This is a genomic window from Streptomyces sp. NPDC043746, from assembly GCF_056436485.1.
Window position 1 is genome coordinate 67,663 of the sequence record NZ_JBWKCM010000004.1, and the last position, 20,802, is coordinate 88,464.

The 20,802-nt window shown below is 73.6% G+C and carries 21 protein-coding genes; 8 read left to right on the forward strand and 13 right to left on the reverse strand.

Annotation, left to right across the window (positions count from 1 at the left end; genetic code table 11):
- Positions 1–146 precede the first annotated feature (146 nt).
- Entirely contained in the window at positions 147–809 is a 663-nt protein-coding gene (locus AC0682_RS06000) for a class F sortase (RefSeq protein ID WP_478531174.1), read from the forward strand.
- A 59-nt stretch (positions 810–868) separates the two neighbouring features.
- Here the strand turns inward: AC0682_RS06000 and AC0682_RS06005 are convergent, their stop codons facing one another.
- Complete coding sequence (locus tag AC0682_RS06005) at positions 869–1,720, reverse strand: polysaccharide deacetylase family protein (RefSeq protein WP_478531175.1); 852 nt, start codon at positions 1,718–1,720, stop codon at positions 869–871.
- A gap of 140 nt (positions 1,721–1,860) precedes the next feature.
- On the opposite strand from AC0682_RS06005, the gene AC0682_RS06010 reads away from it, so the two are divergent.
- Positions 1,861–2,322, forward strand: a complete 462-nt coding sequence (locus AC0682_RS06010; protein ID WP_478531176.1) for a universal stress protein — start codon at positions 1,861–1,863, stop codon at positions 2,320–2,322.
- Positions 2,323–2,340: 18 nt separating this feature from the next.
- Here AC0682_RS06010 and AC0682_RS06015 read toward each other — a convergent pair whose 3' ends face one another.
- Positions 2,341–3,552, reverse strand: a complete 1,212-nt coding sequence (locus tag AC0682_RS06015; protein WP_478531473.1) for a CapA family protein — start codon at positions 3,550–3,552, stop codon at positions 2,341–2,343.
- A 278-nt stretch (positions 3,553–3,830) separates the two neighbouring features.
- Here AC0682_RS06015 and AC0682_RS06020 point away from each other — a divergent pair, with 278 nt between their 5' ends.
- Positions 3,831–4,403, forward strand: a complete 573-nt coding sequence (locus tag AC0682_RS06020) for a sigma-70 family RNA polymerase sigma factor (RefSeq protein WP_254811250.1) — start codon at positions 3,831–3,833, stop codon at positions 4,401–4,403.
- On the opposite strand, the gene AC0682_RS06025 is transcribed toward AC0682_RS06020, so the two are convergent.
- Entirely contained in the window at positions 4,337–4,534 is a 198-nt protein-coding gene (locus AC0682_RS06025; protein WP_254811251.1) for a zf-HC2 domain-containing protein, read from the reverse strand. The two genes, AC0682_RS06020 and AC0682_RS06025, sit on opposite strands and share 67 nt — an antisense overlap.
- Before the next feature lie 113 nt (positions 4,535–4,647).
- On the opposite strand from AC0682_RS06025, the gene AC0682_RS06030 reads away from it, so the two are divergent.
- A complete protein-coding gene (locus tag AC0682_RS06030; protein WP_254811252.1) occupies positions 4,648–5,169 on the forward strand; it encodes a hypothetical protein in 522 nt (173 codons plus the stop codon).
- Between the two features lie 44 nt (positions 5,170–5,213).
- On the opposite strand, the gene AC0682_RS06035 is transcribed toward AC0682_RS06030, so the two are convergent.
- The 4 genes from AC0682_RS06035 to AC0682_RS06050 form a co-directional block, all read right to left on the reverse strand.
- Positions 5,214–6,434: a sensor histidine kinase gene (locus AC0682_RS06035; protein WP_478531178.1), complete on the reverse strand. Its 1,221-nt coding sequence runs from the start codon at positions 6,432–6,434 to the stop codon at positions 5,214–5,216.
- Positions 6,431–7,933: a sodium/solute symporter gene (locus AC0682_RS06040; RefSeq protein WP_254811254.1), complete on the reverse strand. Its 1,503-nt coding sequence runs from the start codon at positions 7,931–7,933 to the stop codon at positions 6,431–6,433. The genes AC0682_RS06035 and AC0682_RS06040 overlap by 4 nt, the downstream gene beginning before the upstream one ends.
- Positions 7,930–8,292, reverse strand: coding sequence for a hypothetical protein (locus AC0682_RS06045; RefSeq protein ID WP_254811255.1), 363 nt, complete (start codon positions 8,290–8,292; stop codon positions 7,930–7,932). The genes AC0682_RS06040 and AC0682_RS06045 overlap by 4 nt, the downstream gene beginning before the upstream one ends.
- 86 nt (positions 8,293–8,378) lie before the next feature.
- The gene (locus AC0682_RS06050) at positions 8,379–9,131 is read right to left on the reverse strand and encodes a LytR/AlgR family response regulator transcription factor (RefSeq protein ID WP_254811256.1); all 753 of its coding nucleotides are present in this window, start codon (positions 9,129–9,131) and stop codon (positions 8,379–8,381) included.
- Positions 9,132–9,202: 71 nt separating this feature from the next.
- Between AC0682_RS06050 and AC0682_RS06055 the strand changes: the two genes are divergently transcribed.
- On the forward strand, positions 9,203–9,844 hold the full coding sequence (locus AC0682_RS06055) for a zf-HC2 domain-containing protein (RefSeq protein ID WP_254811257.1): 642 nt from the start codon (positions 9,203–9,205) through the stop codon (positions 9,842–9,844).
- Positions 9,845–9,899: 55 nt separating this feature from the next.
- Here AC0682_RS06055 and AC0682_RS06060 read toward each other — a convergent pair whose 3' ends face one another.
- The 4 genes from AC0682_RS06060 to AC0682_RS06075 all read right to left on the reverse strand — a co-directional run bounded on the left by AC0682_RS06060 (position 9,900) and on the right by AC0682_RS06075 (position 15,639).
- A complete protein-coding gene (locus AC0682_RS06060) occupies positions 9,900–10,760 on the reverse strand; it encodes an Fpg/Nei family DNA glycosylase (protein ID WP_478531179.1) in 861 nt (286 codons plus the stop codon).
- Between the two features lie 36 nt (positions 10,761–10,796).
- Positions 10,797–12,179 carry a wax ester/triacylglycerol synthase family O-acyltransferase gene (locus AC0682_RS06065; protein ID WP_478531180.1) on the reverse strand — a complete coding sequence of 461 codons (1,383 nt, stop codon included), beginning with the start codon at positions 12,177–12,179 and terminating at the stop codon, positions 10,797–10,799.
- A gap of 117 nt (positions 12,180–12,296) precedes the next feature.
- A complete protein-coding gene (locus AC0682_RS06070; RefSeq protein WP_478531181.1) occupies positions 12,297–14,363 on the reverse strand; it encodes a SpoIIE family protein phosphatase in 2,067 nt (688 codons plus the stop codon).
- A 97-nt stretch (positions 14,364–14,460) separates the two neighbouring features.
- Complete coding sequence (locus AC0682_RS06075; protein ID WP_478531182.1) at positions 14,461–15,639, reverse strand: DUF6777 domain-containing protein; 1,179 nt, start codon at positions 15,637–15,639, stop codon at positions 14,461–14,463.
- 194 nt (positions 15,640–15,833) lie between these two features.
- On the opposite strand from AC0682_RS06075, the gene AC0682_RS06080 reads away from it, so the two are divergent.
- The 3 genes from AC0682_RS06080 to AC0682_RS06090 are packed head-to-tail and all read left to right on the forward strand — an operon-like array spanning position 15,834 to position 18,681.
- Complete coding sequence (locus AC0682_RS06080) at positions 15,834–16,670, forward strand: YndJ family protein (protein ID WP_478531184.1); 837 nt, start codon at positions 15,834–15,836, stop codon at positions 16,668–16,670.
- The gene (locus tag AC0682_RS06085) at positions 16,667–17,200 is read left to right on the forward strand and encodes a DUF1990 family protein (RefSeq protein WP_478531185.1); all 534 of its coding nucleotides are present in this window, start codon (positions 16,667–16,669) and stop codon (positions 17,198–17,200) included. Before AC0682_RS06080 ends, AC0682_RS06085 begins: the two co-directional genes overlap by 4 nt.
- A 29-nt stretch (positions 17,201–17,229) precedes the next feature.
- Positions 17,230–18,681 (forward strand): lipase maturation factor family protein, encoded by a 1,452-nt coding sequence (locus AC0682_RS06090; protein WP_478531187.1) that lies wholly within the window; start codon positions 17,230–17,232, stop codon positions 18,679–18,681.
- 15 nt (positions 18,682–18,696) lie between these two features.
- On the opposite strand, the gene AC0682_RS06095 is transcribed toward AC0682_RS06090, so the two are convergent.
- Both AC0682_RS06095 and AC0682_RS06100 read right to left on the reverse strand, forming a co-directional pair.
- On the reverse strand, positions 18,697–18,873 hold the full coding sequence (locus AC0682_RS06095; protein WP_478531188.1) for a hypothetical protein: 177 nt from the start codon (positions 18,871–18,873) through the stop codon (positions 18,697–18,699).
- Between the two features lie 380 nt (positions 18,874–19,253).
- Complete coding sequence (locus AC0682_RS06100) at positions 19,254–20,738, reverse strand: SDR family NAD(P)-dependent oxidoreductase (RefSeq protein WP_478531189.1); 1,485 nt, start codon at positions 20,736–20,738, stop codon at positions 19,254–19,256.
- Between the last annotated feature and the right edge of the window lie 64 nt (positions 20,739–20,802).

Below are 20,802 nucleotides of genomic sequence, written 5' to 3' on the forward strand. Positions count from 1 at the left end.
CATTACTCCGAAGGGCAGTCACCCCGAGGGCACCGCATCGCGTGCCCTCGGGGCCCGGTCCGCGCCCGCCACCCGTTCGCCTCTCCCTGATCGCCGCCCGGCCGCACCGCCCCTAGCGTTCCAAGCGTCGCGACGAAGGGAGCACCATGGGCCGGGACTACGCTGGCGCCGGGCGGACCAGACGCGTGCCGTGGGGGGCCGTCGCCCTGGTCATGCTCACGGGCCTCGCCCTGCTGCGCAACGGCGCGGAGTTCGGGGAGGAGGGCCCGCCGCAGCCCGCTGCCGCCGCCTCGCTGGATCTGGGCAGTGACACCGCGGGGCCGCCGGTGGAGGGCGAGCCGGTGCAGCCGCTGCCGTACGCCCCCGCCTCCCGGGTACGGATCCCCACCATCGACGTGGACGCCCCGATCATCGACGTCAACCTGGACACCGACGGCTGGATCGACGCCCCGCCGGCCGAGGACCCCAACCTGGCCGGCTGGTACCAGAACGGCATCGCCCCCGGCGAGCGCGGCACCTCCGTGGTCGTCGGCCATGTCGACAACACCTCAGGCCCGGCGGTCTTCTACGGCCTGGGCTCGCTCCAGAAGGGCCACCGGGTCGAGGTCGAGCGCTACGACGGCCGGATCGCGGTCTTCGAGGTGTACGGGGTGGAGGTCTTCGCCAAGAACGACTTCCCCGGCGCCCGGGTCTACGGCGACACGGGCCACGCGGAGCTGCGGGTGATCACCTGCGGCGGTTCGTACTCGAAGGCGGGCGGCTACGAGGGGAACGTGGTGGTCTTCGCCCGGCTGGTGGAGACGCGCTGACCGGTGCGGCGCCGTCGCCCCCGGCGGCGGTCCGCCGGGGGCACCGCCGCGCGCGGTCATCAGATCCGCTGCGGCACCGTGACGCGGTAGCCCTCGTCGATCAGCCGGGGGAGGTAGCGGCGCAGGGCCGCCACGCTCTGGGAGCGGTCGCCGCCCGCGTCGTGGGAGAGGACGACGACACCGGGGGCCGCGCCGTCGAGCACCCGGCGGACGATGGTGTTCGTGCCCGGGGTGGTCCAGTCGAGGGTGTCGACGGTCCAGGCCATCGGCTCCATGCCCAGGTCGGCGCCGATCTCGAACGAGTTGCGGTTCCACGCGCCGTAGGGAGCGCGGTACCAGAGCGGCGCGGTGCCGAGCGTGGCCTCCACGACGTCGCTGGTACGCCCCAGCTCGTCGCGGATCGCGGCGCGCGAGAGGCCCGGGATCAACGGGTGCGACCAGGAGTGGTTGCCCACCACGTGGCCGTCGTCGGCCATCTCGCGCAACAGGTCGCGGTGGGTGTCGGCCATCTCGCCGCAGACGAAGAACATCGCGCGGACCCGGTGCTTGCGCAGGGTGGCCAGGATGTCGGGGGTGTAGCGCGCGTCGGGTCCGTCGTCGAAGGTGAGCACGACGGAGCGGCCGAGGTCGGGGAGCTTCTCGAAGGGCCGGGTGCGTACGGGAGGTACGGCCGGCCGGAAGCGGGGCGGTGCGGCCGCCGTCATGGGCTGGAGGCGGTACGCGGGCGGGCGGCCCGGTAGCCCGGCGGGCGGCCCCGCGGCCGCGGCGGGCGGGGTGCCGGCGGCCCGCGCGGGGCGGGTGGGCGTGGAGGCCGGATCAGCGGCGACGAGGTGGACGGTGGCGGCGGCCCCGAGGCCGACGGCGACCTTCAGCAGCGTGCGGCGGTCGGTCCGGAGGTGATCACTTCGCATCACCAACTGCTCGCACGGCCGGGCGTCCTCCCCGGTCGGCGACACCGAGGGTCGCCCGTTTTGCACCCGTTCGTCGCAGCGACCGGCGGAGGCCGGGCCCTTCCGGCCGCGCCCTCGCTCCACCGGATAGCCTCGGGAGCGTGACAGAGCAGCAGTCCCACCGGTTCGAACGGGGAACGGACGGGCCCAAGGTGATCGTCGCGGGGCTCGACGGGTCCGACTCGTCCATGCGTGCCGCCGCCTATGCCGCCGGTCTCGCCCGGCGGCAGAACGCCCGGCTGGCCCTGGTCTACGTGCAGCCCGTGGTCCCCGCGGGCGCCGCGCTGGGCGTGCCCATCGGGGACACGACGGGTGAGGTGGCGCAGGAGCTGGCCGAGGAGATCCGGGAGTCGGCGGAGCGGCTGAAGGACACCTGGGACGTGCGCTGGGAGTTCCACACGTTCCGGGGTGATCCCTACAGCGGGCTGGTGTCGGCGGCCGAGGAACTGACGGCGGACGCCGTGGTGGTGGGGGCTTCGGAGTCGGCGGGGCACCGGTTCATCGGCTCGGTGGCCGTGCGGCTGGTGAAGGCGGGGCGCTGGCCGGTCACCGTGGTGCCGTAACCCCTCGACGGCTTCCGACTACTCCCCCATGACCAGGCCGTCCTGCTCCGCGCCCCGGCCGAGGGTCACGTCCCGGATGCGGTCGCGGACCGGGCGGTGGTGGTCGGCTCCGGCCTTGACGGAGGCGTTGAGGTTGACGGTGCGTCCGGCGGTGGTGTCGTACCACTGCGGTACGAACTCGGCCTTCGCGACCGTCCAGCGCCCGCCGGGCCGCACGGGCGGGGCGAAGGTGAAGCGGCCCAGCGTGCCCTGGTTGCCGCGCGGGTCCTGGACGCCCCGGTAGTTGATCATCGCTCCGGCGATCTGGTCGCCCATGCCGTAGACGACCCAGGTGCCGTTGACCTTCTCGTACGCCTGCGGGACGTGGGCATGGGTGCCGATGATCAGGTCGATGTCGGGGCGGCCCGCGTCCCGTGAGGCGGTGAGGCGGTCGGCCAGCTCCAGCTGCCGGGCATCCGGTTCGTCCTGCCATTCGGTGCCCCAGTGGACGGAGAGCACGACGACGTCGGCGCCCGCCCGGCGGGCCGCCCTGGCCTCGGCCACGATCTTCCGCTCGTCGATGAGGTTGACCGCCCACGGCTTCCCGGCGGGCAGCGGAATACCGTTGGTGCCGTAGGTGTACGCCAGGTGCGCGACCTTCGCCGCTCGCTTCCCCGACCCCGCTGAGAGGATCGTGGGCGTCGCGGCCTCGGCGGCGGAGCGGGCCGATCCGGCGTGCCGGATGCCCGCCGCGTCCAGGGCCCCGAGGGTGCGGACGATGCCGTCGGCGCCGTCGTCCAGGGTGTGGTTGGAGGCGGTGGAGCAGGAGTCGTATCCGGTGGCGGCGAGGGCGGTGGCGACCTCGGGCGGCGACTTGAAGGTCGGATAGCCGGTGTACGGGCCACCGTCCCTCCCGTACACCGTCTCCATGTGGCAGAGGGCGAGGTCGGCGCGGGAGACGACCGGCTGGACGCCCTTGAGCATCGGGGTGAAGTCGTAGCCCTGCCCGCCCGCGTCGGCCGCCGCACGGTCGATGACGGAGGAGTGCGGCAGGACATCACCCGAGGCCAGGAGAGTGAACGGACGCGGTACGTCGGTCTCCTGGCCGCCCGCGCCCGGCGCGGCGGAGGACGGCGCGGCCGGTGGTGCGCTCGGGGCGGGTGCCGGTGGCGGCTGCCCGGTGCAGCCGGTGGCCGCGGCGAGCAGGAGGGCGAGGGCGGTCACGGCGCCCGGTCGGACGCACCGCGTCATCTGCATCTGCTCGACTCCCTGCTCGGATGGTTGCGACCATCCGACTACACAGATCGTCATACCGGTGAAGCAAGGATCATTGCCGCATATCTAGCTGAACTGGTCGTACCGTCCGACCCCGACGGCCCCTCGACCGTTCGCCGCACCATTCGCCGCACTGAGCGACCGCTCGTCGCACGCCTCGGCGCACCGGGTGTTCCCGCGCCGCCGAATGCGTTCGGATACGCCAGGCGGCAGCGAGGCCGTCGGGGGCCTCCCGCGGGAAAGGACGGACGTTCATGAAGACCACGACGACGACCGATGAGCGGGCCATCGCGGAGTTGCAGCGGGAACACGGCCCCGCCCTCTTCCACTTCCTGCTCGGGCTGACCTTCGGGGACCGGCAGCGGGCCGAGGACCTGGTGCAGGAGACCCTGGTGCGCGCCTGGCAGCACCCGGAGGCCTTCGACGCGCCCTACGACTCGATGCGCCCCTGGCTCTTCACCGTCGGCCGCCGCCTCGCCATCGACGCCAGGCGCTCCCGCCAGGCGCGCCCCACCGAGGTCAGCGACCTGGTACTGGAGAGCACCCCGGCCGAACAGGACCCCGCCGACTCGGCCGTCCGCGCGCTGGACGTCCGCGAGGCGGTCCGCACGCTCAGCCCCGAACACCGCGCGGTGCTGGTGCAGCTCTACTTCCGGGGGCTGAGCGTCGGCGAGACCGCCGAGACACTGGGCATCCCCGCCGGGACCGTCAAGTCCCGTTCGTACTACGCCCTGCGGCTGCTCTCCCGAAACCTGCCCGGCTACTCCCCGAGGTCCTCCGCCCGCAGCAGGGAGAGCAGGAGCGAGGCCTCCGCCGTCTCCACGTAGTCGCGGGCACAGGAGTCGCAGGACCGGAGGTGGCGGGCCACCCGGCAGGTCTCCTCCGGGTCCAGCGCGTCCAGGACGTACGCGCCCAGCAGCAGGCGCACATGCGGGTCATCGCCGGGGTCGGTGGTCATTCGCAAGCCTCGCATCTCCTGGGCGATCCTCCGCTTCTGCCCACGCGGGGCGTCCGCCCCCGGTTCAATGCTGCGTGAAGCCCGGCAACGAGCAAGGAAAGAGGCGAGAGGGGATGCGTCCCGAGGATACGGCTGGGACCGGAGGGGACGGGCTGCCGGTACCGATGGCCTGGCTGTGCACGGAGTACGTCGCGGACGAGCTGTTACGCACCGGCGACCTCATGGAGCCGACGACGCTGGAGTTCCGGGCCGGGCGCGACGCGCTCGCGCTCACGATATTCCTCTCCGGCCTCCTGGGGAACGCCCCGGTCCCCGGCGTGCTCTCCGAGGCGCGCGTCGACGAGCTGCGGCTGCTCACGGCGTACGGGACCACCTGGCGGAGCTGGATCTGCGAGCGCCTCGCAAAGGGGGAGCTGCGGGCCGGGCCGGGCGACCCGGACCTGGCCCTGGCGCGGGCGGCCTGGAGGTGGCTGGAGGAGACCGAACTGCTCGCCGCCGACCTGGACGCGATCGTGACCTCTCCCCGGGAGCCCGTGGCCGGGGGCGGGCACGAAACCGAGGGGGAGGTGCAGGTGTGGACCCCGGCGTGGCAACTGGGCCTGCCGCTGGTGCACTTGGCCGTCCATCTGTGCTGAGAGGCACCGGAAGGCGGGGGGCGGACCCGGGCAGGGCTCGGACGTCATGAACCGTGCACCCCCGCACGGTACTTGGGCAGCCGCAGCGTGATCCTCATGCCCGCGCCGACCCCGGTCTCGATGACGAGCCCGTACCCGTCCCCGTACACCTGGCGCAGCCGCTCGTCCACGTTGAGCAGGCCGATGCCGGTGGAGGGGGTGGTGGCCTCGCCGCGCAGGATGCGGCGCAGCCGTTCGGGGTCCATGCCGCCGCCGCTGTCCTCGATCACCACCTCGGCCTCCGATCCGGCGTCGAGCGCGCTGATGGTGATCCGGAACGGGGTGTCCGCCGGCCGCTCGCGCGCCGGGGTGACGGATCCCTCCAGGCCGTGCTTGACGGCGTTCTCCACCAGCGGCTGGAGGCAGAGGAAGGGCAGGGCGACGGGCAGCACCTCGGGGGCGACCTGGAGGGTGACCGAGAGGCGTTTGCCGAAGCGGGCGCGGACCAGCGCCAAGTACTGGTCGATGGAGTGGAGTTCGTCGGCCAGGGTGGTGAACTCGCCGTGCCGCCGGAAGGAGTAGCGGGTGAAGTCGGCGAACTCCAGGAGGAGTTCGCGGGCCTGCTCGGGGTCAGTGCGGACGAACGAGGCGATGGCGGCGAGGGAGTTGAAAATGAAGTGCGGGGAGATCTGGGCCCGCAGCGCCTTGATCTCGGCCTCGATCAGCTGCGTACGGGAGCGGTCCAGCTCCGCCAGCTCCAGCTGTACGCAGACCCAGCGGGCGACCTCCCCCGCCGCCCGGGCCAGCACCGCCGACTCGCGCGGGGCGTAGGCGACGAGTGCGCCCAGGACCCGGTTCTCGACGGTGAGCGGGACGGCGACCGCCCAGCGCAGCGGGCAGTCGAGGTCGGCGCAGCCGCTGTCGAAGGCGGTGCCGCGCCCGCCCTCCAGCAGCTCCTGGATGTGGCCCAGCACGTCCTTGCCGTGGTGGTGTCCGGCGCCGTCCCAGGCCAGGACGCGTTCCCGGTCGGTGAGGCAGAGGGCGTCGGTGCCGAGCAGGGACCGCAGCCGCCGGGCCGAGCGCCGGGCGCTCTCCTCGGTGAGCCCGGCCCGCAGCGGGGGCGCGGCGAGGGAGGCGGTGTGCAGGGTCTCGAAGGTGGCGTGTTCGACGGGGGTGCCGACATCGCTGGGGCGCAGTGGCCGCGCGGTCCTGCGGCCCAGCAGGAACCCGGTACCGAACAGCAGGGCCACGAGCACGGTGAGGACGGCGATCGCGGCCCCGGTCATCGCTCCCGCCCGGGGGCCCGTGCCGAGGTGAGGGCCTCGGGGAGGTGGAAGCGGGTCATGGCCGCGTTGGTGCCGGGCGGGATCCGCCCCGGCGTGGCGAGCGAGACGAGGATCATCGCGAGGAACCCCACGGGGACGGACCAGACGGCGGGCCAGGCGAGCAGGGCGTGCGGCCAGCCGGGCGGGGTGACGGCCCCGCTCACGGTGATGGCGACGGCGAGGAGGGCCGAGCCGCCGCCGAGCAGGAGCCCCGCTGCCGCGCCGGGCGGGGTGAGGCGGCGCCACCAGATGCCGAGGACGAGCAGCGGGCAGAAGGAGGAGGCGGAGACGGCGAACGCCATGCCCACCGCGTCGGCCACCGGCACCCGGCTGACCAGCAGCGAGCCGGCGAGCGGCACGGCGATGGCGAGGACGGTGGCGAGGCGGAAGTGGCGCACCCCGCGCGAGGGCAGGACGTCCTGGGTGATGACCCCGGCGACCGCCATGGTGAGTCCGGAGGCGGTGGAGAGGAAGGCGGCGAACGCCCCGCCCGCGATGAGCGCGCCCAGCAGATCGCCGCCGAGCCCGCCGATCACCCGGGCCGGCAGGAGCAGCACGGCCGCGTCCGCGTCTCCGCCGTGGCGCAGCTCGGGTGCGTACAGCCGGCCGAGCGCCCCGTAGACGGGCGGCAGCAGATAGAAGAGGCCGACCAGGGCGAGGACGGCGACGGTGGTGCGGCGGGCGTCGCGGCCGTTGGGGCTGGTGTAGAAGCGGACGACGACGTGCGGCAGGCCCATGGTGCCGAGGAAGGTCGCCACGATCAGTCCGTAGGTGGCGTAGAGCGGGTGGTCGGCGCGGAAGACGGCGAACTGGTCGTCGAAGCTGACCCGGGGGCGGCCGTCGCCCTGCCAGGCGAGGACGAGGAAGAGGGCGGGGACGAGGAGCGCGGTCAGCTTCAGCCAGTACTGGAAGACCTGGACGAAGGTGATGGAGCGCATTCCGCCCGCCGCCACGGCGACCATCACCACGGTCGCGACGAGCACGTCGCCGAGCCAGCCGGGCGCCCCGGTGAGGATCTTCAGCGTCAGCCCGGCTCCCTGGAGCTGCGGGACGAGGTAGAGCCACCCGGCCCCCACCACGAGGACGCTGACCAGGCGGCGGACGTGAAGGGATTCGAGCCGCCCCTCGGCGAAGTCCGGCAGGGTGTACGCCCCCGAGCGGCGCAGCGGGGCGGCGACGAAGACCAGCAGCACGAGATAGCCGGCGGTGTAGCCGACCGGGTACCAGAGCATGTCCGGTCCGTGCAGCAGGACCAGCCCCGCGACGCCGAGGAAGGAGGCGGCCGAGAGGTACTCGCCGCTGATCGCGGCGGCGTTCAGCCGGGGCCGCACGGTCCGGGAGGCGACGTAGAAGTCGGAGGTCGTACGGGAGATGCGCAGGCCGAAGCCGCCGACGAGGACGGTGGCGAGGACGACGAGGGCGACCGCCACCCAGGACGCCGTGTGGTCGGGGGTGCTCACGGCGTCGGGCGGCCCTCCACCAGCCGGGCGAAGTCGCGCTCGTTGCGCTCGGCCCGGCGCACGTACCACCAGGCGGCCAGGGTGAGCGGCGGGTAGGTGGCGAAGCCGAGCACCGCCCACACGAGGGGGGCGCTGTTCAGGGCTGCGAAGAGGAGCGGGAGGGTGCCCGCGACGAGGGCAAGGACGGCGAAGACGGTGAGCCCGGCGCGGAGCTGGCTGCGCATCAGCGAGCGGACGTAGGCGCCGCCGAGTGCGGTCTGCTCCTCGATCTCCGACTGGGTCCGGTAGCGGGGCAGGGGACGCACCCGGCGGGGCTCTCCCGTGACGACTTCGCGCCGGGGTGAGGTCTCCTGTGACATGGGCTCGGAGTCTAGGCGGCGAGGGCCGGTGCTGGGAAGGTTTCACCGAAGGGGCCGCAGGTCACGGGGGTGGGCCGGGGCTCCGTTCAACGGCCGCCCTGGCGCATCAGCAGGTCGCGCAGGGCGCGGGTGTGGCGGCGGCTGACGGCCAGCTCGGCCTCCCCGATGCGGACGCTCATGCTCCCCGCGTCGAGCCGCAGTTCGTCGATGCGGCCCAGCGCCACCAGGTGGCGTCGGTGGATCCGGACGAAGCCGCGCGAGCGCCAGCGCTCCTCCAGGGTGGTGAGGGGGATGCGGACGAGATGGCTGCCGCTCGCGGTGTGCAGCCGGGCGTAGTCGCCCTGGGCCTCGGCGTACGCGATCTCGTCGATCGGGATGAAGCGGATGACCCCGCCCAGCTCGACCGGGATCTGGTCGGCGGAGGTGTCGTTGACCGGGGCGGACCGGTCCGCCACCTGTTCCGCGACCCGGCGCACCGCCTCGGCGAGCCGTTCGCGGCGGACCGGTTTCAGGACGTAGTCCACGGCCTTGAGGTCGAAGGCGTGGACGGCGAAGCCCTCATGGGCGGTGACGAAGACGATGAGCGGGGGCGCGGCGAATCCGGCGAGGAGCTGGGCGACGTCCAGGCCGGTGAGGCCCGCCATGTGGATGTCCAGGAAGACGACGTCGATGGCGGAGGGGTCGTCGGGGCCCGCGTCCACGGCGCTGCCGATGCGGCGCAGCGCCTCGGTCGCCCCGGTTGCACCTTCGGCACTGCGGATACGGGGGTCGGCGCGCAGGAGGTAGAGCAGCTCCTCCAGGGCGGGTGGTTCGTCGTCGACGGCGAGTACGCGCAGCATGAGCCCGGAGTTTAGGGGCTCCGGGGCCTCCTGGCTTGAGTGAATCCCGGCTTGTTCCCGTACCGCAGTACATGCTGACGACCGAGCCCCACATCCGGGTGGGGGCCTATGCGCTGGGCGTGCTCGGGAGGGCCGACGCCTTCCGGTTCGAGGAGCATCTGGAGGAGTGCGGTCCGTGCCGCGCCCGGGCGCGCGAGCTGGCTGCGGTGGCGGCCCGGCTGGCGGTGGCCGGTCCTGTGGTCCGGCCCTCGCCCGGCCTCGCGGTCCGGCTGGTCGCGACGGTGGCGGCCCGGCGGCGGCGGGCGGGCCGACGGCGGATCGTGCTGGTGGCAGCGGCGGCGGTGCTGGCGGTGGCGGGTCCGTCGGCGGTGGCGACCGGGTCCTGGGGCGGTCCGGGAGAGGGGGCGGTGGCGGAGCGGTGGGCGGGGGCGGATCCGGGGTCGGGGGCGGCGGCGGTGGTGACGGCGGCGGGGCGCGAATGGGGGACGGCGGTGGCACTGGAGGCGGTGGGGGTGGAAGCCGTCGGGGTGTGCGCGCTGGTCGCGGTGGGCCGGGACGGCAGCGAGGAGACGGTGAGCAGCTGGTCGGCCGGGGGTGCGGGGGCCGGGGGCCTGGTGGAGGTGGCGGGCGGGGCGGCGCTGCGGCCGGAGGGCATCGACCGCTTCGAGGTACGGACGGCGGACGGGCGGCGGTTGGTGACGGTGGGGCGGTGAGGGCCGGAGCCCGTACGGGGGAGAGTCCGGGCCTCACGTCAAGAACCCCCGAGTCTCACTTGAGGAACTTGGACATCCGCCGGTCGGCCAGGGGTTTGCCACCGGTCTGGCAGGTGGGGCAGTACTGGAGCGAGGAGTCGCTGAAGGAGACCGACAGGACGGTGTCGCCGCAGACCGGGCAGGCCTCGCCGGTGCGGCCGTGGACCCGCATCCCGCTCTTCTTCTCGGACTTGAGCTTTCCGGCCTCCACCCCGCCGGTACGGGCCACGGCGTCCTGGAGGGTCGTGCGCATCGCGGTGTACAGGCGGGTGGTCTCGTCCTCGTCCAGGTCGGCGGTCCGCTTGAACGGGGACATCTTCGCCACGTGCAGGATCTCGTCGCTGTAGGCGTTGCCGATGCCCGCGATGAGCGCCTGGTCGCGCAGGGCGCCCTTGATCTGGCGGCGCGCTCCGGCGAGGACGGCGGCGAACGCGTCGCGGTCGAAGGTGCCGGCCAGCGGGTCGGGGCCCAGGCGGGCGATGCCCGGGACCTCCATGGGGTCGCGGACGAGGTGGACGGAGAGGCTCTTCTTGGTGCCCATCTCGGTGAGGTCGAAGCCGTCGCCGTCCGCGGTGACCAGCCGCAGGGCGAGCGGGCTCTTGCCGGGGCGCGGGGGGGCGGCGGGGAAGGAGTCCTTCCAGCGGAGCCAGCCCGCGCGGGCCAGATGGGTGCAGAGGTGCAGCCCGCCCGCCTCGATGTCGAGGAACTTGCCGTGGCGGTCGACCGAGGTGACGGCGGTGCCTTCGAGAGCGGTCAGCGGCGGGTCGTACGTCTTCAGGACGCTGATCGCCAGCGGGAGGACGCGGGCGATCTCCTTGCCGACCAGGTGGTCGTCGAGGAAGAGCCGCAGGGCTTCGACTTCGGGCAGTTCGGGCATGGCTCCAGCCTGGCGCAGGCGGCGTACGGCTGCCTGTCAGACGACCGGCCCGGGCGCTCGGGCGCCGGAGCGGAGGCGGCCCGTCACCAGCGCCTCCAGGTCCGCGAACTCCTCCGCCACCGCCTCGGCCAGCCGGTCCAGGTCCGGCAGCGCCTTGCCGTCCGCTACCAGGCCCACATGCACCCGGCCGCCGTACGTCGACAGGGCCACGGCCAGCGACTGGCCCCGGGCCAGCGGGGCCATCGGGTACAGGGCGCTGAGCGGGCAGCCGCCCAGCGAGAGCGCGGAGCGGGGCAGCGGGACGCTGGTGACGAGCAGGTCGAAGAGCAGCCGGGCGGCGTTCGCGGCCAGGGGCGCGCCGAACCGGTGGGCCAGCGGGTGGAGTTGGTCCGCGAGTACGGCGACGGCACCGGCCCCCTTCAGCGGTCCGGCCGCCTTGTTGCCCTCCATCGCGGTCCGCACCGCCCGGAGCCGCTCGCGGGGGTCGGCCGCGCCGACGGGCAGGTCCAGCAGATAGGCCGAGAGCCGGTTGCCGGTGACCGCGCCGCCGGGCCTGCGCCGGGAGACGGGGACCAGGGCGCGCGGGTCGGCGCCGGGGAGGGCTTCGCCGCGTCCGGCCATCCAGCGGCGCAGGGCCCCGGCGACCACGGCGAGCAGGACGTCGTTGGCGGTGCCGCCCTCCGCGCGGCGGACGCGCTGGAGGGCGGCTGCGTCCAGGTCCGCGGTGGCCAGGCGCCGGGTGCCGCTGGAGGGGGCGGTGAGGGCGGTGGAGCGGAGGTCGAGACGGCCCGCGCGGACGACGGACGCGCCGACGCCCAGGGCCCGGCCGACCTCACCGATCCGGCCGAGCGCCATACCGGCCATCTCGCGGGGGTCGGGGAGCCAGGAGCGGGGCGGGAGGGCGGGCCGGCCTCCCGGGGTGGGCCGGGTCGTGGCCGCGGCGATCTCGTCGAAGATCCCGGCGCCGATGGCGACCGCCCGCATCCCGTCGGCCAGCGCGTGGTGGAGCTTGACCAGGACGGCGAAGGGCCCGTCGTCGGCACCGCCGATCAGATACATCTGCCAGGGCGGCAGCCCGCGCTCCAGCGGCTGTTCCATCAGCTCCCCGGCCAGCCGGGTGGCCCCGGCCGTGAAGTCGCCGCCCTCCACCGCCACGTGCCGTACGTGCCGATGCACGTCGAAGCCCTTGTCGACCGTCCAGGCGGCGCCGCCGACCGGCAGCAGGACGTCCCGTACGCACATGCGCAGCCGGGGGATGGCGGCGGCCCGGGTGCGGAGCAGCTCCAGGACGCGGTCCGGGGTGGCGCCGGGCCCGGGCGCCGGGGCGAAGACGGCGAGAGCACCCAGGTGCATGGGGTGGGCGTCGGATTCGAGGTGCCAGAAGGCCAGGTCGAGCGGGGCCAGGAGTTCGGTACCCAACAGGGGCCTCATGTCGTCGGGGGCGGAGCATCCGTACCCTCGCAGTCAATCGCTTGCGGTCGGTTACGGTCAAGCACAGACATGTTACTTACTGTTACGAAACGGGTCGCCCGCACATCACGATCGCTCGGGGATCAGGAACTCGCACCAGACGCACTTGCCGCTGCCCCGGGACTCCACGCCCCAGACGTCGGCCAGCCGGTCGACGAGCATCAGGCCGCGCCCGGAGACCCCCTCCGTCCCCGCGTCCCGACGCCGCGGCAGGGCGCTGGAGTGGTCCTCCACATCGACGCGCAGCCGCCGCTCGGACCCGGCCATCACCCGGATCGTCACCACGGCCCCGCCGTCGGTGTGCATCAGGGCGTTGGTGGTCAGCTCGTCGGCGGCCAGCTCGATCTCGTCGGCCCGCTCCTTCGCCCCCCAGGCGCGTACCGCCGCCCGGATCATGTGCCGGGCCGAGCTGAGCGCCTCGGGGTCGTTCTGGGCGACGTGCTGGCGGAGCCTGCCGCCGGGCTGCGGGGCCTGGGCGGCCCGGCGGCGGAGCAGCAGGAGCGCCACGTCGTCCTGGCCACCGCGCACGTCGACGGCGTCGCAGAGGTCGTCGGCCAGCTTCTGGAGGTCCTGGGGGCCGTTGGAGACGAGCGTGGTCAGCAGCTGCATGCCCTCGTCGAGGTCGGAACCGGGCAGCTCGACCAGTCCGTCGGTGAAGAGGATCATCGTCTGGCCGGGGTCCAGCTCGGCCGTGGAGACCGGGTACTCCAGCCGCCCAAACTCCGCCGAGAGCCCCAGCGGCAGGCCGCCCTCGGCCGGCATCCGGCGGCAGCTCCCGTCCACGTCCCGTACCAGGGGGTCGACATGGCCGGCGCGGACCACCTGGACCACCCCGGTGGTCAGGTCGGCCTCGGCGTAGGTGCAGGTGGCGAAGCGGTCAGTGTCCAGTTCGTGGAGGAAGACGGAGGCCCGGGCCATGACGGTGGCGGGGCTGTGCCCCTCGGCGGCGTAGGCCCGCAGCACGATACGGAGCTGCCCCATGACGGCGGCGGCGTGGGTGTCGTGTCCCTGTACGTCCCCGATGACGGCGCCGACGCGGCCGCCGGGCAGCGGAATCAGGTCGTACCAGTCGCCGCCGATGTCCCGGCCGAGCCGGGCCGAGCGGTAGCGGACGGCGACCTGGGCCCCGGGGACGGCGGGGATCCGGCGGGGCAGCATCGCCTGCTGGAGCCCCTCGGCGAGGTCGTGCTCCTGTTCGTAGAGCATCGCGCGCTGGAGGCTCTGGGCGATCGAGGTGCCGAGCGCCATGAGGAGGTTGCGCTCGTCGGGGGTGAAGCCGGCCTTGTCCCGGTAGAGCAGGCCGAGCGCGCCGATCGGGCGGGCCTGGGCGATCAGCGGCATATAGGCGGCGGAGGTGATGCCGAGGTGGCTGATGTGGGGCCAGAGGACGGGGTAGGAGGTGGCGAAGTCCTCGGCCGACTCGATGAAGCGCGGGGTGAGCGTGCGGACGACCTCGCTCATCGGGTACTGCTCGTCCACCCGGGTGAACCGGGTGCCGGGGACGTAGGCGCCCTCGGGTCCGTCGGCCACCAGGTGGATGCGCCCGGACTCCAGCAGCCCCATGACCAGGCTGGTGGCTCCCAGGTGGGCGAGGCCCTGGGAGTTCTTGAGGACGGCGATGACGTCCTTGACCGTACGGGCGTGGGCCAGCGCGGCGGTGGTGCCCTCGACCAGGCTGGTGCGGTGGCGGCGCTCCTCGTCCAGCTCACGGCGGGCGTCGGAGTCGGCCAGCTCCTGGGTGGCGTCGCGGACGATGCCGATGATCCGGTGGGGCCGCCCGGTCTCGTCGCGGCGGACGAAGCCCTGGGTGTGGGTCCAGCGCAGGCTGCCGTCGCGGCGCTGGATGCGGAAGTAGGCGCCGTAGTTGGTCCGGCCGCTCTTGAGCGCCTGCGAGACCATGCCGTCCAGCCGCTGGGCCTCGTCGGTCGGCACGCGGTGGGCGAGGGAGGCCGGCCGGTTGTCGTACTCGTCGGCGGTCAGGTCGAACACGTCGAGGGCGGCCCGGTCCATGTGCATGAGGCCGGTGTCCAGATCCCAGTCGAAGCTGCCCATTCGGTTCAGGGCGAGGCTGAGGTCCGGGTGGGCGGGCCAGTCGTCCGGGAGTGACAGGGCACCCGCTACCCGATCATCCATGTGGGCCACTCTGCCATCATTCATCCGATTCTTCGAGCGATCCGTACGCCGACCGGAGGAGGCGCCGCACGGCCTGGCGAGGGCCCGGGGCGGCTGGTCAGCCGGGGAAGGGCTCGGGGACATCGGCATCCGCGTACATCGGCTCGTCCGGCCCGCCGAAGTCGTCCGGCCCATCCGGCTCGGCCGGGTCGGCCGGGTCGGCCGGGAAGACCTGGGTCGGCTCCGGCACCACGCCGAAGTCGTCCTCCTCCCACCCCCGCGGCCCGTCGTCCGGCGGCCCGTCGAAGTCGTCCGGCGCCTCGGTGCCGGGGTCGGGCTCCATCGGCGGCGGACAGCCGGGGGGCAGTTCGCCGGGGCCGTCGGTGGCCGAGGGAGCGGGGCACTCCGGTTCGGCGGGGGCAGGGGCCGACGGGGTGGGACGCGGCGGTACGGCCTCGGGAGGGCGGGCGGGCGAGGGGAAGAGCAGGTCCACGCTCGGCTCGAAGGGCGGTGGATCGGCCGGGGCCCGGTCACGTCCGCCGCTGTCGCCGAGGGCCCGCTCGATCCAGGTGTTGTCGGCGGCGTCCACGATGACCAGGGCGGTGAGCGGCCGCACGCCGGGGTCGATCGCCAGGATCCGCGCGGGGTCGTAGCCGGCCCAGCGCTCGCCCCGATGGGCGACCTGCCCCTTCGCGGCCACCGGCCGGCCCAGGGGGTTGCCGCAGGTGCAGCGGACCCGGGGCAGCCCCCTGCTGTCGACCAGGACGGCGGTGCCCGCCTGGAGCACGGCCTGGAAGGCGGTGGTGGAGCCGGCACTGAATCCGTGGTTGGTCACCTGGGTGTCGGCGCGCAGGACCACCGGGGTGAGCGAGCGCAGATAGCCCGGGACCTGCACGGCCTCGACCCCCACCACCTCGGCGAAGGCGCGCGCCCTGTCCTGGTCGGCGGTCAGCAGCCGCGCCTGCTCGTCGACGTCGCAGGCGGCCTCGGACCGGACACCGCCGTAGAGCCCGGGGACGGCACCCGAGACCCGATGGACCGTCCGGGTGGCGGCCCCGCCGTCCTCCTGCGGCGAACGGGTGGCCGGGGGCGGGGGCGCGGACCGCGCCGTCGACTCCGTGAACGGCCCGGGGCCCGGCTCCGCGAGCGGCTGGAGGAGGACGTCCTCGGCCTCCGCCGTACCCGTGGTGCCCTTCGCGGTGCGGTCGACGGCGCTCTCGCAGCCGACGACGGCGAGCAGGACCCCGGCGGACAGCGCGACGAGCGCTCCGCGCCGGAAACGTCTGGGTGAGCGCACGGGGCTCTCCTGCCTGTCCATGGCGAACGGTCCGATCCAGGCGGACCTCAAAGGATTCGTCACCATCTGTGCCGCATCGGGCGGCGGCCCGCAAGCGGACACCCGCACCCCACCGGACCTCGTCTTGAACGCGTTCAAGAAAACCCTTAGGCTCACCCTGCTGGTTGAACGCGTTCAACATGGGGGGCGGGGACATGACCGTACTGGTCAACGCGATCGTGATGGCGGGCATGTTCCTGGTCGTCCCGGCCGGGCTGCGGCTGACCGGACTGGCGGAGCTGGACCGGATCCGCGGGCTCTGGCCCCTCTTCGCCGCCCCCGGCGCGGCGGCCCTCTGGCTGCCGCGCGGGCCCGCCGCCACCGGGCTCGCCCTCTGCTACGCGGTGGGCACCGTGCTCCTCGCCCTGCACGCCCCGCGCCGCGCGTTCCGCGACCGGGACTTCTCCCCCGCCGGGATCGCCCTGCTCACCGCGCTCGTCGCTCCGGCCGTCGCCGCGCTCGCTCTGGTCGCGGAGCGATGGGGCCATGAGCTGTTCGGCTTCGAGCTGGAGATCCTCGGACTGACCGTGCCGCACTTCCACTACGCCGGATTCGCCGCAGCCCTGGTCGCCGGGCTGGTCTGCCAGGTCTCCGGCGGGCCCGCGGGCCGGTTCGCCGCGCTCAGTGTGCCGCTGGGCACCCTGCTGGTCCTCGTCGGCTACTTCATCGGGGACTGGGCGGAGCTGGCCGGGGCCGTGGTCCTGACGGCCGGTATGTGGACGGTCGGCCTGCTCACCTGGCGCCTGGGCCGGGCGGAGGGGCGGGACCGGACGACCCGGCTGCTGCTGCTCACCTCGGCCGCCGTCCTGGTGGCGACCATGCTGCTCGCCCTGAGCTGGGCGGTCGGCGAGGCCACCGGACTGCCCCACCCCACCCTGACCTGGATGGCCGCCACCCACGGCCTGGGCAACGCGCTGGGCTTCGCCCTCTGCTCGCTCCTCGCCTGGCACCGCATCCGTGCCCTGAACCCTTCGGAAAGCAGGACCGCATGAGCACCCTCACCTACCCCGAGACCGGCGCCACCCGCCTCGGCCCGCTCCCTAGGGGCTACCACCACCTGCACCACCGCACCCGGGTCGGCCGGGGCGCGGACGACTTCGCGGCGGCGGGCGCGGCGCTCACCGAGTGGCGGCTGCACCGGGCCTCGGGAGCCGGGATCGACGCCTCGGCCGTACGCGCGGAGCCCGGGGCCTTCGTCCGGGTGTCGCTCGGCGTGGGACCGCTGCGGTTGACCGCCCCGTGCGAGGTGATCTGGACGGAGTACGGGGAGGAGGGCCGCACCGGGTTCGGTTACGGCACTCTCACCGGCCACCCGGAGCGGGGTGAGGAGTGCTTCGTGGTGGAGCTGGCGGACGACGGCACGGTCTGGTTCACGGTCATGGCCTTCTCCCGGCCCGCCGCCTGGTACACCCGGCTCGCCGGACCGCTCGTACCGCCCGTGCAGCTCTGGTACGCGCGCCGACTGGGGCGGACGCTGCGCCGGCTCATCGCGGCGGGCCGGACGGCCCCGGCGACGGGCTGAACGCCGGTGCCGGGCCGATACTGGCAGGGATGGAGTGGTTCTCCGCCGACGGTTACTGGCTGAGCAGGCTGATCTTCCAGCGGACGCTGGCCGTGGTCTACCTGGTCGCCTTCCTCGCCGCCGCCCTCCAGTTCCGTGCGCTGATCGGTGAGCACGGCATCCTGCCCGCACCGGAGCTGCTGCGCCGCACGCCGTGGAAGGCGGCGCCGGGGCTGTTCCGGCTGCACTACTCCGACCGGTTCTTCGCCGCCGTCGCCTGGACCGGCTGCGCGGTCTCGGTGGCCCTGATCGCCGGGCTGGACGGCCTCCTTCCGCTCTGGGGCGGAATGCTGCTGTGGGCGCTGCCCTGGGTGCTGTACCTGTCGATCGTCCAGGTGGGGCAGGTCTGGTACGGGTTCGGCTGGGAGTCGCTGCTCCTGGAGGCGGGGTTCCTGGCCGTCTTCCTCGGTACGGGGGACACCGCGCCGCCCGTGCTGGTGCTCTGGCTGCTGCGGTGGCTGCTGTTCCGGCTGGAGTTCGGCGCCGGGCTGATCAAGATGCGCGGGGACACGTGCTGGCGCAAGCTCACCTGCCTGGACTTCCACCACGAGACCCAGCCGATGCCGGGGCCGCTGAGCTGGTTCTTCCACCGCCTGCCCCGGCCGGTCCACCGGGTCGAGGCGGCCGCCAACCACGTCACCCAGCTGCTGGTGCCCTTCCTGCTCTTCACCCCGCAGCCGGTGGCGAGCGCGGCCGCCGCCCTGATGGTCCTCACCCAGCTCTGGCTGGTCGCGTCGGGCAACTTCGCCTGGCTGAACTGGCTGACCATCGCGCTGGCGCTCTCGGTGATCGACTGGACCCCGCTCGCAGGGCAGCCGCCCGCGCTCACCGCGCCACCGCTCTGGTACGAGGTGGTCGTCATCGCGGTGACGGCCCTGGTGGTGGTCCTCAGCTACCGCCCCGCGCGCAATCTGCTCTCGCGCCGGCAGGTGATGAACCGCTCCTTCGACCCGCTCCACCTCGTCAACGCGTACGGGGCGTTCGGCTCGATCAGCAGAATGCGGCTGGAAGTCGTGGTGGAGGGCACGGCCGACCGGGTCCCGGACGAGAGCGCCGACTGGCGGGAGTACGGGTTCCGCGGCAAACCGGGCGATCCGCGGCGGCTGCCGCGCCTGTTCGCCCCGTACCATCTGCGGCTGGACTGGATGATGTGGTTCGCCGCGCTCTCCCCCGCGTACGCGCGCTCCTGGTTCGGGCCGTTCACCGAGCGGCTGCTGCGGGGCGACCGGGACACGCTCCGGCTGCTCGCCCGCGACCCGTTCCCGCAGGGGCCGCCCTCGCACGTCCGCGCCCGGGTCTTCCACTACCGGTTCACAGAGCCGCGCGAGCTGCGGGCGACCGGCCGCTGGTGGGACCGTACCTACGTCCGGGAATTCATGCGGCCCGTCTCCCGGCCGCTCCCGCCGGAGCAGGAGGACCGGGAGACGGGCCGTGGGACGTGAGCCGCGCCGGGGCGGTCAGTCGATGCCGGGCAGGATGTGGGGCTCGGCCAGGTCGTCCTCGTAGCCGGCCAGCCGGATCGGTGCGGACCTGGCCCACACCTCGATGTTCCGGAGCTTCTCGGGCCGGGCGGTCCGCTCCCCGTACCGTTCGGCGGGTCGCTTCTCGTGCAACGTCAGTTCCGGTGTCGTCACCGCGCACTCCTCTGTGTCGCGTCACCCTGGGTTCTCCGACGCTCCGGCTGCGACGCCGGAGATCGACCGCCCAGTGGTGGGGCAGGGGCTGGGGATATGTCGGTCGCGGTGGCGCCGTGTCGGGGCGGGACGGCGGTCGGGTTGCAGACCTGTCCCGGGACGGTCGGGGAGTTTTCGTGGGCTCCTCGATGGCGTCCGTTCGCCTCAGAGTAACCAAATGAGCAGCTTCGCGCTCGATAGAACGTGTGCAGTGGGTCACTTCCGGCCACTTTGGAGCACGAAAACCCGGCCCAGGATCCATCCTGGGCCGGGTCTGCGGCCGTCGCACGGAGGGCGTGATTCCGATTGGGCCGGTCGGGTGCCGCCGACGAGGGCGGGATCTACCAGTTCGCGGGGGCGTAGTCCTTGAGGAAGCAGCCGTGGAGCGGCTCGCCGGCCTCGCCCCGCACGATCGGGTCGTAGACGCGGGCCGCGCCGTCGACCAGGTCCAGGGGGGCGTGGAAGCCCTCCTCGGCGAGGCGCATCTTGTCCGGGTGGGGCCGCTCGTCGGTGATCCAGCCGGTGTCCACGGCCGTCATCAGGATGCCGTCCTTCTCGAACATCTCCTGGGCGCTGGTACGCGTGAGCATGTTGAGCGCGGCCTTGGCCATGTTGGTGTGCGGGTGGCCCGCGCCCTTGTAGCCCCGGCTGAAGACGCCCTCCATCGCGGAGACGTTGACGACGTAGGAGTGCTGGGCGGCGGTGGCGGCCATCGCCGGTCGGAGGCGGCTGATCAGGATGAACGGCGCGGTGGAGTTGCAGAGCTGGACTTCCAGCAACTCGATCGGCTCGACCTCGTCCACGGTCTGGATCCAGCTGTTGGTGTCGTGCAGGTCGGGGACGAGCCCGCCCGCGTCGATCGCGGTGCCCGCGGCGATCCGGGCAGGCGAAGCGGAGCCGGTGACCAGGGCGAGGTCGGTGACCTCCTGGGCGCTGAGGCCCTCCTTGCGGGCGGCGGGCAGGGCGGCCACCCGGTCGACCGTGCCGCTGTTGAACGTGCCGATGACCTCGGCGGCGGGAAGGACGCCCGCGGGCAGCGGGGCGGACTCGGCGGAGACCAGCTCGCTGTAGGCCTGCGGGGAGCGGCGCACGGTCTGGGCCGCGTTGTTGATGAGGATGTCGAGCGGGCCCTCGGCGGCGACGGAGTCGGCCAGTGCGACGACCTGGGCCGGGTCGCGCAGGTCGATGCCGACGATCTTCAGCCGGTGGATCCACTCGTCGCTGTCCTCCATCGCCTTGAAGCGGCGGATCGCGTCGTTGGGGAAGCGGGTGGTGATCGTGGTGTGGGCGCCGTCGCGCAGCAGCCGCAGCGCGATGTACATGCCGATCTTCGCCCGGCCGCCGGTGAGCAGCGCCCGGCGCCCGGTGAGGTCGGTACGGGCGTCGCGGCGGGCGCGGTTCTCCTTGGCGCAGGGCTGGCAGAGCTGGTGGTAGAACGCGTCCACCTCGACGTAGCGGGTCTTGCAGATGTAGCAGGAGCGGGGGCGCTGGAGTATCCCCGCGATCTCCCCGACGGTGGAGGAGGAGGGCAGGACACCCTGCGTCTCGTCGTCGATGCGCTCGGCCGAGCCGGTCGCGGTGGCCTCGGTGACGGCCCGGTCGTGGGCGGTCTTCGCGGCCCGGCGCTCCTGCCGGCGGCGCTGCTTCACGGTGCGGTAGATCCCAGCGGTGGCCCGGCGGACGGCGATGGCGTCCGGGTGGTCGACCTCGATGCGGTCGAGTTCGTCGAGCACGCTCAGGCAGACGGCGAGCCGCTCCGGGTCGATTCCGGGACCGAACTCGTCGATTCCGGGAGCGAACTCCGGGCTGTCCTCTGTCACCGTCATTGCCGTTCCTCTGCCGTCTTCTCTCGCCGCGGGTCGGTATCACCGCAGGCCGAAACACCCCGCT